This window comes from Nonomuraea sp. H19 (assembly GCF_052068215.1).
In the GTDB taxonomy this organism is placed as follows: domain Bacteria; phylum Actinomycetota; class Actinomycetes; order Streptosporangiales; family Streptosporangiaceae; genus Nonomuraea.
Genome location: NZ_JBQHCV010000010.1, coordinates 341,764 through 356,699, shown reverse-complemented (window position 1 = coordinate 356,699; position 14,936 = coordinate 341,764). Strand labels below are relative to the sequence as shown.

The window sequence follows — 14,936 nt, the reverse complement described above, 5'->3', positions numbered from 1 at the left end:
CCGGCCGACACCGCTGGGCTCAGGCCCGCGCCACGAACAGGCGCTGGCCGAGGGGCGCGAGCGGGTGGTCCTCACCCGGCAGCACCGCGACGCGCTCGGCGCCCGCCCCGTCGAGCACGTCGAGCCACTGGCGCAGCGACAGGAACGTGGCGCCGGACGCCAGCCGGGCGTCCTCGGCCGGGGTCATCATGAACGCCTGCGAGGCGAGGATCTCCAGATGCTCCCTGGTGGGCTCGGTGATCAGCAGCCAGCCGCCGCTCACGAGCAGCCCCATCAGCGCCCGGATCGTCGCGTCGGTGTCGCGGGCGTTGTTGAGCACGCCCGCCGCGATCACGACGTCGTACGAGTCCCCGCTGAAGCCCTGCTCGGCGGGGTCGCGATCGATGTCGAACAGCCCGAAGCGCATCCAGGGGCAGGCGGCCAGCCGCGGCCGGGCCGCGGTGAGGAAGAAGTTGGAGACGTCGGTGAACAGGTAGTCGACCGGCACCGGGGCGGCTCCACCCAGCGCCTGGACCACTGCGTCCGTCGTCGCCCCCGTGCCTGCGCCGACTTCCAGGACCCGCAGCGGCACGTCCCGGCGGGCCTGCGCGAGCGCGTGCACGGCCGCGCCCACCGCGGCGTTGAGGTAGCGCGCGGTCACGGTGTCGCGGTACACCGCGTCGGCGATGTCGGTGCGCCCTTCGGGGAACAGCAGCAGCACGGCCCGCAGTTCGCCGGTCATCAGCTCCGGCAGCCGCTGCGCGTTGTGCCGCAGGTAGTCGATGAACTCCGCGGACCCCAGCCGCGCCGTCCACGCCTGCCGGGCCAGGTCCCAGGCACGGCCGACGGCCCGCTCCTCGACAGGGGCGATCCCCAGGTAGCCGTCACCGTCGCGGGCGAGCCGCCCGCGCTCGGCCAGCACCTGCAGCCAGCGCGCGATCAGCCCGTGGTGCTCGGGCGCCACCCGCGCGGCCGACAGGATCTCGGCGACCGGGTGGCGGCGCTCCGGGTCGCGCAGCACGCCGTGCCGCTGCAGCGAGCACACCATGGACGCCAGGACCGCCTCGTCGAGCAGCGTGACGAACGAGCGGACCTCGTCGGCGGCGAACTCACCGGTGCGCGCCTCCGCGGCGGCCCGCGCCACGCGGACCAGCTCCTCCGCCGTCACGCCATGGGCACCGTCCGGCTGCCCCTCCTCGACGTGCGCCAGGATCGGCCCGAGGAGCGCGATCGCGGTGTCCACCAGGTCCTGACGCGGCTCCGGGCCGACGTGGACCACCCGCCGCAGGGCCGACAGGTCGGTCATAGCGGCCGAGGGCTCCTGGACCAGTTTCCACAGCAGGCTCGACGGCAGGCTGACGTGGGTGGAGCGGGTCCGCTCGAGAGCGGCCAGGATGCGGGCCGGATGGGCGGCGGGGTCGGCGTACACGACGGTCCCGCCCGCCAGCAGGGTCGCGAGCGCCGCCTCATCGCCGAGCCCGCCGAGCGGGCAGAGCACGCTGTGCCGCTCGGGGACGTCCCCGAGCGCGCGCTGCCAGGCCGCCAGCCGCTCCCCGAGCGCCGCATCGGCGTGGCCGTCCGGGCCGGGGAGGCCGGCCGGATCGGCGGCCTCGTTGTCCGCCTGGGCGAAAGCCGCGGCGTCCACCGGCACCTCGCCACCGCCGGCAATGCCGGTACGGAAGCCGCCGCCGAGCAGAAGCGCCGCGATCCGGGCGTGGAGGATCCCAGGGCTCTCGCCTCCGGACCAGACGACGGTCACGCCGGGACCCGCGCCCCGGGAGCGCAGCAGCCGGGCGAGCCGGCAGGACGAGCGCAGCAGCGCCTCGCCGGACGTCTCGCCTTCGCCGTCGAGCACCACCGGGCCGCCGCCCGCTTTCCGCAGAGAATTCACCAGCGACGCGACAAAAGACATGCTGACGCCCCTTCTATAGCCGGGATTTGCGTCGACAATATCTCGGGATATTCAGTCGAGGCAAGCGGGTACGGACGAAATGAGGAATCTTTCCGATGCTGAAGTGCAGCCATATCCTGTGCAAAGTCGATGATATCCGCGCGGCCGTCGGCGACTATTCGAGCCTGGGCTTCTCGGTGGAATGGGGCAGCGCTCCGGAACGCGCGCACAACGCGCTGATCTGGTTCGATGACGGCCCTTTCATTGAATTATTCCAGTTGCCGTCGCGGTTCGCGCTGCTCCGCTGGCCGTTCGCGACGATATTCGGAACGGCCGCCGGTGAACGACTCGCCCGCTGGGCGCGACCAGGTGAAGGGTGGCGCGACCTAGCGGTCGAAACGGAGGACACCGAGCTGGCCGGAGTGCGTGCCGCGCTGCGCCGGAAAAACGTGCGGGTCTCCAGAGTCATGAAAGGAAAAAGGGTCCGGCCCGACGGGGGAACGGTGCGTTACCAATTCCTCGCATCCAGCCCGGCGGAGCTGCCCTTCGTGGTGTCGGCCTACGACCCGCCGCAGCGCCCCGAGCGGGTGGTGCACCCCAACGGCGCGCGGGGCGTCGCCCGCGTCCGGATGGGCGTCTCGGCCGCGGACCGCGCGTCCTTCGACGCCCTCGTCGGCGAGGGCCGATGGCTGTCGGCCGAACCGGCCGCCACGACCGGGGTGCTCGGCGTGGAACTGCACGGGCTGGCCGCCGACCTCGACCCGCGCAGGCTGCACGGCGCGGTCCTGACCCGGGGCCCGGTGAACGACCTGGGAACGGTGGACGACCTCGGAAGGAGGACGCGGTGAACGGCGTCGACCGGCTGCGCGCCGACTTCGGCGGCGAACTGCTGCGGCCCGGCGAGGCGGCGTACGAGCAGGCCAGGCGCGTCCGCAACGCGCGAGTGGACCGCAAACCGGCGCTGATCGCCCGCTGCTCGGACGCGGCGGACGTGGCCGCGGCCGTGACGTACGCGCGCCGCGACGGCCTGCCGGTCGCCGTGCGCGGCGGCGGGGCCAACGTCGCCGGGTGGGGCACCTGCGACGCCGGCGTGGTGATCGACCTCGGGCCGATGAAGCGGGTGCGGGTCGATCCGCAGGCCCGCACGGCCGTCGCCGAACCCGGGCTGACGTGGGGCGAGTTCGACGCGGCCACCCAGCGGCACGGCCTCGCCGTGCCGGGCGCGCGCAACACCGACGTCGGCATCGCCGGGCACACCCTCGGCGGCGGCGTGGGCGACCTGTCCCGCATGTACGGGCTCACCAGCGACAACGTGGAGTTCTTCGACGTGGTGACCGGGTCGGGCGAGCGGGTCAGGGCGAGCGCCGCCGAGCACGCGGAGCTGTTCTGGGGGCTGCGCGGCGGTGGCGGCAACTTCGGCGTGGTCACCGCCTTCGGCTTCCGCCTGCACCCGGTCCGCTCCGTGCTGGCAGGCCCCGTGGTGTACACGGCCGAGCAGGTCCCGGCGGTGCTGCGTACGGCCCGCGACTGGCTGGCGGGCGCACCGGACGAGGCATCGCTGATCGCCCTGGTGTGGACCGCGCCGCCGGTGGCGTTCGTCCCGGAGCACCTGCACTTCGAACGCTGTGCGGTGCTGATCCCCACGTGGTTCGGCGAGCCGGGGCGCGCCGAGGAGGTGCTCGCGCCGCTGCGCCACGCCGCCGGGGGGCCCGTGCACGACCGCGTCACCCGGATGCCGTACCTGGACTACCAGCGGCTGCTGCCGTCGCCGCCGGACCACCGGCGCCAGCACGTCTACAACCGGGGGGAGCTGCTGACCGAGCTCTCCGACGACACGATCGACACGCTCGTCGAACGCTGGCGGGCCTCGGGGCCGAACTTCTCGGTGGTGCTCGGCGCCCTCGGCGGCGCGATCCGCCGCGCCCCCGCGGGCCCGACCGCCTACACCCACCGCGACGCCACGTGGTTCGCCGAGATCTGCGCCCAGTGGTACGGCGCCGCCGACAGTCCCGCGCACGTCGAACCCGCCGTCCTGGGATGGCGGTCGCTGCAGGAAGTGACCAAGGGCCCGTACCTCAACCTGCTGCCCGACCCGGAGCCCGAGTGGGTGCGGGCCGCCTACGGCAGCGAGACCTACGACCGGCTGGCGCGGCTGAAGGCCGTCTGGGACGAGGTCAACATGTTCCGCTTCAACGCCAACATCCCGCCTCTTCGCCGAGGAGAACTCTCGTGACCAGTGAATCGACCGCCGTCGAGTTGATCGCCGAACTGCGGCGCGAAGGAGTACGGCTCTGGGAGGAGGCGGGGCGGCTCCGCTACCGCGCTCCCAAGGGCATCCTCACCGCGGACCGCCTGGAGGCGCTGCGCGCCGCCAAGGAGTCCGTCCTGGCCCGGCTCCGCGGCGAGAGCGCCGAGGTCGCCGTCACCCCCGACCCCGGCGCCCGGTTCGAGCCGTTTCCGCTGACCGACGTGCAGGCGGCCTACCTGGTCGGGCGCACCGAAGCCGTCCGATACGGCGGCGTGGCCTGCCACGTCTATCTGGAGGTGAACTACCCCGACCTCGATCCCCAGCGGGTCGAAGCGGCGTGGAACCGGCTGATCGAGCGGCACGACATGCTGCGCGTAGTGGTCTCCGCCGACGGCTACCAGCGGGTGCTGCCCGCCGTGGAGCACCTGACGGTGGCGGCGACCGACCTGCGCGGCGCACCCGAGGCCCGGGTCGGATCCGCCTTCGAAACGGTGCGGGCGGAGATGGGCCACCGGGTCTACGACACCACCCGGTGGCCGCTGTTCGACCTGCGCGTGACCCGCGCCGACGAGCGCGCGGTGCTGCACCTGTCGATGGACTTCCTGGTCGCCGACTGGGCCAGCATCTGGCTGCTGCTCGGCGAGTTCGAGGCCCTGCACACCGACCCGGCAGGTGAGCTGCCCGAGCCGGACCTCCGCTTCCGCGACTACCTGCTCGCCGAGCTCCGGCTGCGCGAGACCGACCGCTACCAGCGCGACCGGGACTACTGGATGGCCCGGCTGGACGATCTGCCCCCGGCTCCCGAACTGCCCGTCATCGAGCAGACCGGCTCCCCGCCGCCCGTCTTCCGCCGCCGTTTCCTCCGCCTGGACTCCACGGCCTGGGACGGGCTCAAGCGCCGCGCTCAAAAGCGCGGCCTGACGCCCACGGCCGCGGTGCTGACCGCCTACGCCGCCGTCATCGAGCGGTGGAGCCGCTCGCCCCGCTTCTCGCTCAACCTGACCGTGCTCAACCGGTTGCCGCTGCACCCGCACGTCCCCCGCGTGGTCGGCGACTTCACCTCGGTCAGCCTGCTCGCCGTCGACGGGGACTCGGGCGCGTCGTTCGCCGAGCGCGCCACCGCGACCAGCGGGCAGCTCTTCGACGACCTGGACCACCGGCTGTGCTCCGGGGTCGAGGTACTGCGCGAGCTGGCCCGCCGCCGCGGCCGGGAGGCCGCCCTGATGCCGGTCGTGTTCACCAGCGCGATCGGCCTCGGCGACGCCGCGACGGGGGAACGGGCGGCAGGCAGGCTCGACGGGTTCGGCATCACCCAGACACCGCAGGTGTTCATCGACTGCCAGGCCATGGACGACGCCGACGGACTGCAGGTCAACTGGGACGTGCGTGAGGGCGTCTTCCCCGAAGGCGTCGCCGGCGACATGTTCGACGCGTTCGAGGCCCTGCTGCGGCGCCTCGCCACGACGGACGCGGCGTGGGACTCCGGGGAGCCGCTGCCGCTCCCTGACTGGCAGGAGCGTGCGCGCGCCCGCGTCAACGACACAGCCGCGCCGCTGCCCGGCTCGCTGCTGCACGAGGCGTTCCTGGCCCGGGCGGCGGCCATGCCCGGCCGTCCCGCGGTGGTCGGCCCGCTCGGCTCGGCGACGTACGGCGAGCTCGCCGGGCGCGCCGCCGCGGTCGCCGCCGCGCTGCGCGAGGCCGGGTGCGGCGCGGGGCAGCGGGTCGCGATCGTCATGGAGAAGGGCGTCGACCAGGTGAGCGCCGTCCTGGGCACGCTCCTCGCCGGGGCGGTCTACCTGCCCGTCGACACCATCCAGCCGCCGCTGCGACGGGCCGCGATCCTGGCCGACGCCGGGGTCCGCCACCTGCTGACGCAGTCGGCCGTGGACGATGCCGCCGACTGGCCCGACGGCGTCGAGGTCATCGCGGTGGACCGGCTGGCCGCTCATCCCGCCCCGGCGGCCGCGGTGGGCGGGGATCCGGACGCGCCCGCGTACGTCATCTACACCTCCGGCTCGACCGGGCGGCCCAAGGGCGTCGTGATCAGCCACCGGGCGGCGGGCAACACCGTCGCGGACATCAACCGCCGCTTCGGCGTCACCGCCGACGATCGCGTGCTCGGCCTGGCCAACCTCGGCTTCGACCTGTCGGTGTACGACATCTTCGGGCCGCTGTCGGCCGGCGGCGCGCTCGTCTACCCCGACGCCGGGCGCCGCGCCGACCCGTCCCACTGGGCCGAACTGATCGGCGAGCACGGCGTGACCGTGTGGAACTCGGTGCCCGCGCTGATGCAGATGCTGGTCACCTATCTGGACTCCGAGCCCGCGCTCGCGCCTGCCTCGCTCCGGCTGGCGCTGCTGTCCGGGGACTGGATCCCGATCACGCTGCCGGACGAGGTCCGCCGCCACATGCCCGGCCTCACCCAGATCAGCCTGGGCGGCGCCACCGAGGCCGCGATCTGGTCCATCTACCACCCCATCGGGCCGCTGGACGACGGCTGGCGCAGCGTCCCGTACGGGATCCCGCTGGCGAACCAGGGGTTCCGGGTGCTCGACCGGTCCATGCGCGACTGCCCGGTGTGGGTCGCGGGAGAGCTCTACATCTCCGGTGCGGGCCTGGCCGAGGGCTACCTCGGCGACGAAGAGCAGACCGCCCATCGATTCGTCACCCACCCGGTGGACGGGCAACGCCTCTACCGGACCGGCGACCTGGGCCGCTACCGGCCGGGCGGCGAGATCGAGTTCCTCGGCCGCGAGGACACTCAGGTGAAGGTCAGAGGCCACCGCATCGAGCTCGGCGAGATCGAGGCCGCCCTGCTGGAACACCCCGCCGTGGCGGCCGCGGGCGTCGTGGTGGACGACTCGGGCGCCGAGCGCGCGCTCCTCGGCGTCGTCGAGACCGCGCGCGTCGCCGTACCGGACACTCCCGGCATCGGGCGCATGGGCGACCTGGTGCGGGCGGCGGCCGACCGCGCCGCCGGAGGCGTGCGCCGCGACCAGGTCGAGGCCTACGTCGAGCGTCTGGACCGGGCCGTGCTGTCCTCGATGGCGTACGCCCTGCACCGCCTCGGCGTGTCCACCTCTGGAGAGGAGGCCATGACCGCCGCCGGGATCGATCCCCGGCACCACTGGCTGGTACGGCGATGGCTCGACGTGCTCACCCGGTCCGGCGCCATCGAGGGGAGCGTCGATGGCGACACGGTGGCGCGGCACTGGAAGGACGCCGCGGCGGCCTGGACCGCCGACCTCGGCTCGCCGCTGTTCCTCGACTACCTGTCACGCAACGCCGAGCGGCTGCCCGACCTGCTGACCGGGCGGCAGGACCCGGTCGCGCTGCTGTTCCCCGAGGGCGGCTTCGACGTCGCGGACTCGCTCTACCGCGAGAACGCGATGGCCAGGTACCTCAACCAGGCCGTCGCCGCCACTGTGCACCGCATCGCCGCGGGCCGGGCGGAGGACCGCCCGCTGCGGATCCTGGAGGCCGGCGCGGGCACCGGCGGCACCACTCAGGGCGTCCTCGCCGCGCTCGCCGGTTTCGACGTCGAGTATCTCTTCACCGACGTGTCGCCGTACTTCCTGCCCGAGGCGCGATCGCGGTACGGCGAGCACCCGGGGATCTCCTTCGGCGTGTTCGACGTGGACTCGCCGTGCCGGCCGCAAGGGCTGGCCCCCAACTCCTACGACGTGGTGCTCGCCGCCGGGGTGCTGGAGAACGCACGCGACGTCGAGGCGGCGCTCCTGGGCCTGACCGAACTGGTCGCCCCGGGCGGCTGGCTCGTCATCACCGAACCCACCCGCGAGCACCCGTGGATCCTGGCGTCGCAGGCGTTCATGATGACCCCGCCCGAGGACGCCCGCCGCACCGGCGGACCGTCCTACCTGGACCGCGACGGCTGGCTGGACCTGCTGGCCAAGGCCGGGGCCGGGGACGTGCTGTGCCTGCCCGGAGATGACCACAGCCTCGCCCCGCAGCGGCTCCACATGTTCGCGGCCCGGATGAAGGGCGACCGCGCGCCGGTCACCGCCGGTGAGCTGGCGGCCTTCCTGGCGCAGCGGCTGCCCGGCCACATGGTCCCGGCGCACCTGCAGATCGTGGACGCGCTGCCGCTCACCGCCAACGGCAAGGTGGACCGGCGCACCCTCGCCGGCTGGCGGCCGGTCTCCACAGCCGCCTCCCCGGCGGCCGTGGAGGAGCCGGCCGACGCGTTCGAGGCGGCGCTGTCGCAGCTGTGGGCGGCGGCGCTGGCGCTGCCGGGTGTCGGGCGCACGCAGAGCCTGTTCGACTGCGGAGCCGACTCGCTGATCATGGCGCGGATGGCCGGGAAGCTGCGCGAGGAGGTGCCAGAGGCGGCCGGGATCCCGTTCGACACCCTGCTGCGCCACATGCTGAGCGCCCCCACCGTCGCCGCCCTCGCCGCCTTCCTGCGCGAACCCCGCCAACCGGAGGCGGGCGGCCGGCGCCGGGACGGCAGCAACGCGGTGCTCGTCCCGTTCAGCGAGCGCGCGGAGGGCCCCGTCCGGGTGCTGTTCCACGCGGGGCTCGGCACCATGGAGTGCTTCCGGCCCCTGGCCGCCGAACTCGTCGCCCAGGACCTCGGCCCGGTCACCGGGATCGTCATCGCCGACACCGACGTGTACTGCGCGCTCGACCAGGCCGAGGTCGTCGAACGCCTGGCCGACGACTACGCCGGCCGGCTGCTGGCCGAGGGGCACACCCGCTTCCAGCTGGTCGGCTACTGCCTCGGCGGCATGTACGCCGTCGAGGTGTCCCGGCGGCTGATCGAACGCGGCGCCGAGGTCGCGGACCTGATCCTGGTGAGCAGCCACCCGGTGCTGTTCGACATCGACGAAGACCTGATGATCGAGACGCTCTTCGTGCCGAACCTGGGCCTCACGATGGATCAGATCGGCCTCGGCGAGCTGGACGCCGGCGCGGCCGTACGCGCGTTCATGCACGTGATGCGGGCCAACGACGGCCGCATGCCCGCGGGTTCACTGCTCGGCGTCGGTGGCGACCCCGGCCTGGACGAGATCGCGGCCTTCTACCGGCGGCTCGGGGCGCATCCCCAGCAGGAGCGGTTCGAGCTGTACGCGCGGGCCGCCTCGGCGGTCGCCGGCCAGGAGATGCGGCCCGAGCTGGTGTCGGGCATGTTCCGGGTGTTCCGGCAGAGCTTCCGCTCCGCGCGGTTCACTCCCGAGCCGTACGCGGGGGACATCCGGTTCCTGCGCCCGAGCGGCGCGTCCGGGTTCGCGCCCGGCATGGACGACATGACGCTCGACTTCTGGCGCCGGGTCTGCGTCGGCGAGTTCGACCTGGCCGACATCGAGGGGAACCACTTCACCTGCATCACGGACCCGCATGTCCGCCAGGTCGCCGAGCACATCGCGAGGCCACTGAAAGAGGCCGGACGCCGCTGAGCCGCACGTACCCCGTCCGGTCCGGCGGGCCCGCCCCGCCGGACCGGGACCGCTCGTTGTGAGGAGAGATCCCGTGGTGGACCGTTATCAGGAGGCCCTCATCGAAGGTGTCTTCGATCCGCTGTCCGTGGTGTCGCACGTGGTGCGCTCGGGCGCGCTCACCGGTTATGTCGCCTACGAGCGCGACCAATGCTTCCACCTCGCCGGGAACCCGGTCGGCGAGGTCACGGTGAACGCGCGCACGGTGCGCGCGACCATGGGCGGCGCCGCGTCCGCCGAGCCGTGGACCGGCACGCCGTGGCGGCAGGTGCACGCCGCGCTGCGCCGCTCACCCGTCGCCGGATGGAACGCCTACGGCTGGGCGTCCTTCGAACTCGCCAGCCTGCCGGGCGGACAGTCGCCTGACACCGCCCTGGCGCATTTCATCATCCCCGGCGTCGAGCTGCGGGTGACCGGCGGCAGCGTGCTGATCCGCGCCGTCGACCCGGCCGACCTCGCCCGCGTACGGGCCGTGCTCGACGCCTGCCCGCCGCCGCTGGAGCACCGGCCGACACCGGTCGACGTCCGGGCGTGGGACGAGGCGTACCTGCGTGATGTGGCGCATGCGGTGGAGGAGATCCGCAAGGGCCGGCTGCGGAAGGTCATCCTGTCGCGCCGCGTCCCCGTGCCGTTCCCCGTCGACATGTGCGCCACCTACGTGCTGGGCCGCTCGCACAACACCCCCGCCAGGTCGTTCCTGCTGGATCTGGGCGGCTGGCAGATCGCGGGCTTCAGCCCGGAGACCGTCATCGAGGTCGACGCCGGTCGTCTGGTCTCGACCCAGCCCCTCGCCGGCACCCGCGCCCGCACCGGCCGGGCGGCGGACGACCACGCCCTGGGCGACGAGCTGTCGGCCGACCCCAAGGAGGTCTTCGAGCACGCCACTTCGGTGAAACTCGCCTTCGACGAGCTCGACGCCGTCGGCGAGCGGGGCGCGACCCGCGTCAGCGAATTCCTGACGATCAAACTCAGGGGCAGTGTCCAGCACCTCGCCTCCCGGGTGGTCACCACGCTGGCCGGGGACAGGAACGCCTGGGACGCGCTCGGAGCGGTCTTTCCCGCGGTCACGGCCTCCGGGATCCCCAAGCGCGCGGCCTACCGCCTGATCGGCGAACTGGAGGATCAGCCGCGCGGCGTGTACGCCGGCGCCGTCATCATGGCCGACGCCGCCGGCACCCTGGACGCGGCCCTGGTGCTCAGGGCGGTCTACCAGCGCGAGGGCCGCGCCTGGCTGCGCGCGGGAGCGGGCATCGTGGCCATGTCCCGCCCGGAGCGAGAGCACGAGGAAACCTCGGAGAAGCTCAGCAGCGTGGCCCCGTACTTGGTGGCCGCCCCGCGGCACTCGTCCGACGTCGTCCCCGGCAGTCCGGAAACGACCCGGCTGGAGGCGGCCCCCCGATGACATCAGACGCTGAGAAGACCAGCGGTGCCGCGAAGGCCGCCCTGCCGGAGCGTCCCGCCGGGGCGGTCGAGCCAGGGGAGGAGCTCGACCCGCTCCATCCGCCGGGCTGCTTCGGCTGCGGTGCGGTCGCCGGCGGTCTCGGGCTGCGCTTCCGCGCCGGGGAGGGGCTGGTGGTCGTCGGCAGCTTCACCGTCCGGGACGTGCATGAGGGAGCCCCCGGGCTGCTGCACGGAGGCCTGCTCGCCACCGCGTTCGACGACAGCCTCGGAACGCCGGCCATGCTCGCCGGGATGCCCGCGGTCACGGCGCACCTCGAAGTCGACTACCGCAGCCCGGTCCCGATCGGCGCGACGGTGTGGATCGTCAGCCGCGTCGAGGGCGTGTCCGGCCGCAAGGTCCACGTCAGCGGAGAGGCCCGACTCAACGATCCGGCCGGCCCGCTCGCCGCCCAGGCGCGCGGCCTGTACCTGCGGATCGACGCCGGCTACTTCCTCGCCCACAGCCGTCCCGAAGACCTCGCGGCGGCCGGGATCGACCCGTCCGCCGCCATGCCCGAAGGTGCCGGCCGCCGCCCCGGCCGGGCCTGACCCGCCGCGGGCTCCCTTGCCCGCGGGCTTTCCGGTTGACCGCCGTACAAGGACGGCCGGTCGCCGCATCTCATGATCACGTGTAGTCGATGGAAGGACGCGTTCAATGCTCGACGGATGTATCGGGTGGCCGGACGATCTCGCGGCGCGGTATCGCGAACGCGGCTATTGGCGGGGAACCACGCTCGGGTCGCTGCTGCGCGAGCAGGCGGCGGCGCGGCCGAAGCGCCTGGCCGTCGTGGACGGCGCGCGCCGCTGGACGTACCGGGAACTGGACGAGCACAGCGACCGGCTCGCGGCCGGCCTGCGGAGGCTCGGCGTCGCGCGGTACGACCGCGTGCTGGTGCAGCTGCCCAACATCGGGGAGTTCCTGCCGCTGTGCTTCGCGCTGTTCCGGCTGGGCGCGGTGCCCGTGCTGGCGCTGCCGGCGCACCGGGAGACCGAGATCGCGCATCTGGCCCGGCTGTCGGAGGCCGTCGCGTACGTGATCCCCGACACCCATCTGGGCTTCGACTACCGGCAGCTCGCCAGGGCGGTCGGCGAGCGGGCGCCGAGCCTGCGGCACGTCCTGGTGGCCGGCGAGCCCGCGGAGTTCGGCGCGCTGGCCGACCTGGACAAGGGGCCCGTCGGCGACGAGTTCCCGCCCGGGCCCGACCCGTCCGACGTGGCGCTGCTGCTGCTGTCCGGAGGGACCACCGGGTTGCCCAAGCTGATCCCGCGGACGCACGACGACTACGCCTACAACGCCAGGGCCAGCGCCGAGGTCACCGGGCTGGACGAGAGCACGCGCTACCTGGTGACCCTGCCCATCTCGCACAACTTCCCGCTGGGCTGCCCCGGCGCGCTCGGGACGCTGCTCGCGGGCGGCACGGTCGTGTTCTGCCCGACGCCGAGTCCGGAGGACGCCTTCGAGCTCATCGAGCGGGAGCGGATCACCGTCACGGCGCTGGTGCCGCCGCTGGCGCTGCTGTGGGCGGAGGCCGCCGGATGGGCCGAGGCGGACCTCGGCAGCCTGCGCGTGCTGCAGGTGGGCGGGGCGCGGCTGAAGTCGGAGGCCGCGGCCAGAGTGGAACCGGCGCTGGGCTGCCGGCTGCAGCAGGTGTACGGCATGGCCGAGGGCCTGCTCAACTTCACCCGGCTCGACGACGACCCCGCGCTCGTGCTCGACACGCAGGGCCGGCCGCTCGCCGAGGACGACGAGGTCAGGATCGTCGACCGCGACGACGCCGAGGTGGCGGCCGGAGAGGTCGGCGAGTTGCAGGTGCGCGGTCCGTACACGTTGCGCGGCTACTACCGGGCGGAGGAGTACAACCGGTCGGCGTTCACCGCCGACGGCTTCTACCGGAGCGGCGATCTCGTCCGGCGGTTGCCGAGCGGCCACCTCGTGGTGGAGGGCCGGGTCAAGGACGTGATCAACCGGGGCGGGGACAAGATCCCCGTGGAGGAGGTCGAGAACCTCGTGCTGGGGCATCCCGCCGTACACGACGTCGCCATCGTCGGCGTCCCGGACGACATGCTCGGCGAACGCAGCTGCGCCTGCGTGGTGGCCCGGGGGACGCCGCCGAGCCAGGCCGAGCTCAACGCCTACCTGACCGGGCTCGGGCTGGCCGCGTTCAAACTGCCCGACCGGCTGGAGATCTTCGACTCCTTCCCCCGCACCGCCCTGGGCAAGATCGACAAACGGGCGCTGGCCGAGACGATGACCCGCCGCCACGCCTCGAGGAGCCGTTCATGACCATGTCCCACAGTGGCCTGCTGATGGCGCCCACGCTGTGGGAGCTCATCGAGGCCCGCGCCCGGCACACCCCGGAGCGGACGATGCTGATCGACGAGGCCGGCCGGACCGTCACCTTCGGGGAGTTCCACGACCGCGCGCTGCGGGTGGCCGCCGCGCTGCACACCGAGGGCGTCGGCCCCGGCAGCAGGGTCGCCTGGCAGCTGCCGACGCGCATCAGCACCCTGCTGGTCATGGCCGCGCTACGGCGCCTCGGCGCCGTACAGGCCCCGATCATCCCGGCCTACCGCGAGCGCGAGGTGACCGCCGCGGTCGCCACGGCCGGCGTGAACACGATCCTGGTGCCCGGCACGTGGCACGGCACCGACTTCACCGCGATGGCCACCGGGCTGCGCCCGGACGGCGGTCCCGGGCCCCGGGTGCTGGTGATCGGGGACGACGCGCCGGAGAAGGACGACCTCGGCGGGCTGCCCCGCGACCCGCGTGATCCCGGCGCCGTCCACTGGGTCTACTTCACCTCGGGCTCGACCGGCGCCCCCAAGGGCGCCCGCCACTGCGACGACGCCCTGCTGTGCGCCGGAGCGGAGTTCAACCGGCGCAGCGGGCTCCGCGCCGACGACGTGGGCGCGATCGCGTTCCCCGTGGCGCACATCGGGGGCCTGTGCTCGCTCATCACGATGCTGTGCGTGGGGTTCCCCGCGGTGGTGATGGAGGCGTTCGCGCCGGTGCCCGCGGTGGAGCTGTTCCGGCGGCACGAGGTCACCTTCATGGGCGGCAGCCCGGTCTTCTTCGCCGTGCTGCTGCAGATGGCGCGGGCCCGCCCCGGCGAGTCCCTGATCCCGAGCCTGCGGCTGTTCAAGGGCGGCGGGGCGCCGTGTTCGGAGCAGCTGTACCGGGCCGTACGCGAGGAGCTGGGGGTGACGATCGCACACGACTACGGCATGACCGAGGCGCCGTCGATCACGGTCGCCTCGCCCGGCGACACCGACGAACAACTCGCGCACACCGAGGGCCGCCCCATCCCTGGCTGCGACGTGCGGATCGTCGGCTCCGGCGGCCTGCCGGTGCCCGCGGGCGCGACGGGCGAGGTGCAGCTGTCCGGCCCGATCGTCTGCCAGGGGTACACCGACGAGGCCGAGACCAAGGCCGCCTTCACCCCGGACGGCTGGTTCCGCACCGGAGACCTCGGACGGCTGCGCTCCGACGGCCACCTCGAACTTCTCGGCCGGATCAAGGACCTGATCATCCGGAAGGGCGAGAACATCGCCCCTCAGGAGATCGAGGAGCTCCTGTCCACCCGCCCGGACATCGCCGAGGCCGCCGTCATCGGCCTCCCCGACCCGATCGCCGGAGAACGGATCTGCGCCGTCATCACCTGCCCGCCGGGCGCGTCTCCACCCCACCTCGCGGAACTGTCGAACTGGCTGGCCGACACCGGGCTGATGCCGCAGAAGCGGCCGGAGCACTTGGAGATCGTCACGGCGATGCCGCGCAACCCCATGGGCAAGATCGACAAAGCCCTGCTCCGCACCCGCTTCGCCGGAGAACGGCTGGATTATTAGGTGACCCTTACTTCTTGTTCAATGTTCACTAGTGTTAGACCGACGATCGCGGGTCCTGCCGAGGGGACCCCTGGAA

8 protein-coding genes are annotated in these 14,936 nt (G+C 73.3%); 7 read left to right on the top strand and 1 reads right to left on the bottom strand.

Annotated elements, in window-relative coordinates; all coding sequences use genetic code 11:
* Positions 1-19: 19 nt before the first annotated feature.
* A complete protein-coding gene (locus tag ACTMTI_RS24280) occupies positions 20-1,891 on the bottom strand; it encodes a methyltransferase (protein WP_441122790.1) in 1,872 nt (623 codons plus the stop codon).
* Between the two features lie 95 nt (positions 1,892-1,986).
* Here ACTMTI_RS24280 and ACTMTI_RS24275 point away from each other — a divergent pair, with 95 nt between their 5' ends.
* The 7 genes from ACTMTI_RS24275 to ACTMTI_RS24245 all read left to right on the top strand — a co-directional run bounded on the left by ACTMTI_RS24275 (position 1,987) and on the right by ACTMTI_RS24245 (position 14,860).
* Positions 1,987-2,718 carry a VOC family protein gene (locus ACTMTI_RS24275; protein WP_441122789.1) on the top strand — a complete coding sequence of 244 codons (732 nt, stop codon included), beginning with the start codon at positions 1,987-1,989 and terminating at the stop codon, positions 2,716-2,718.
* On the top strand, positions 2,715-4,103 hold the full coding sequence (locus ACTMTI_RS24270; protein WP_441122788.1) for an FAD-binding oxidoreductase: 1,389 nt from the start codon (positions 2,715-2,717) through the stop codon (positions 4,101-4,103). The genes ACTMTI_RS24275 and ACTMTI_RS24270 overlap by 4 nt, the downstream gene beginning before the upstream one ends.
* Complete coding sequence (locus ACTMTI_RS24265) at positions 4,100-9,535, top strand: amino acid adenylation domain-containing protein (protein WP_441122787.1); 5,436 nt, start codon at positions 4,100-4,102, stop codon at positions 9,533-9,535. The genes ACTMTI_RS24270 and ACTMTI_RS24265 overlap by 4 nt, the downstream gene beginning before the upstream one ends.
* 73 nt (positions 9,536-9,608) lie before the next feature.
* Positions 9,609-10,976 carry a salicylate synthase gene (locus ACTMTI_RS24260; RefSeq protein WP_441122786.1) on the top strand — a complete coding sequence of 456 codons (1,368 nt, stop codon included), beginning with the start codon at positions 9,609-9,611 and terminating at the stop codon, positions 10,974-10,976.
* On the top strand, positions 10,973-11,563 hold the full coding sequence (locus ACTMTI_RS24255) for a PaaI family thioesterase (RefSeq protein WP_441122785.1): 591 nt from the start codon (positions 10,973-10,975) through the stop codon (positions 11,561-11,563). Before ACTMTI_RS24260 ends, ACTMTI_RS24255 begins: the two co-directional genes overlap by 4 nt.
* 106 nt (positions 11,564-11,669) lie before the next feature.
* Positions 11,670-13,298, top strand: coding sequence for a (2,3-dihydroxybenzoyl)adenylate synthase (locus tag ACTMTI_RS24250; protein WP_441122784.1), 1,629 nt, complete (start codon positions 11,670-11,672; stop codon positions 13,296-13,298).
* Positions 13,295-14,860 (top strand): class I adenylate-forming enzyme family protein, encoded by a 1,566-nt coding sequence (locus tag ACTMTI_RS24245; protein WP_441122783.1) that lies wholly within the window; start codon positions 13,295-13,297, stop codon positions 14,858-14,860. Before ACTMTI_RS24250 ends, ACTMTI_RS24245 begins: the two co-directional genes overlap by 4 nt.
* The last annotated feature ends 76 nt before the right edge of the window (positions 14,861-14,936 follow it).